Consider the following 429-nt stretch of genomic DNA (forward strand, 5'->3'; position numbering starts at 1 on the left):
ATCTAATACTTGATATATATCTTTTCTTTTTAGGAGATAAAATAAGTCTAGAGAACAAATATTCGTTCTTCATATTTATTCTATCTCTATACTCTTTAGGAATATTTGCTGTCTTAGTATACTTATTTAATACTTCAGTAATCATATTAGTTAGAATGTAACACATTGTGTTAATACCAATGAATCTCAACTGGTCTGGATCTCTCCTCATAAGTTTTTCACTTGAAGAGATGATGTACTTGTACAGAAACTGCATCCAAGGATTCAAGTTTAACATATTCGAATCTGTGTCTACAAGAACTACTGTTTTACGAACATCATTTTTTAGGCGATTAATTCTACCAAATGTGAAATGATTATAAAACACAAACTCTTTGTAATAATTCCATAAATCATCTAACTCGTCATTAGCATACTCAGTAATTCTAT

The 429-nt window shown here is 28.7% G+C and carries 1 protein-coding gene; it reads right to left on the bottom strand.

The genetic code is table 11. The features are described from left to right. Window positions 1-429: family B DNA polymerase (locus ETC00_RS20545; RefSeq protein WP_216369611.1), on the bottom strand; the 429-nt coding region annotated here is incomplete at both ends.

The sequence above is a fragment of the Brevibacillus sp. MCWH genome (assembly GCF_013096935.1).
Lineage (GTDB): Bacteria > Bacillota > Bacilli > Brevibacillales > Brevibacillaceae > Brevibacillus > Brevibacillus aydinogluensis.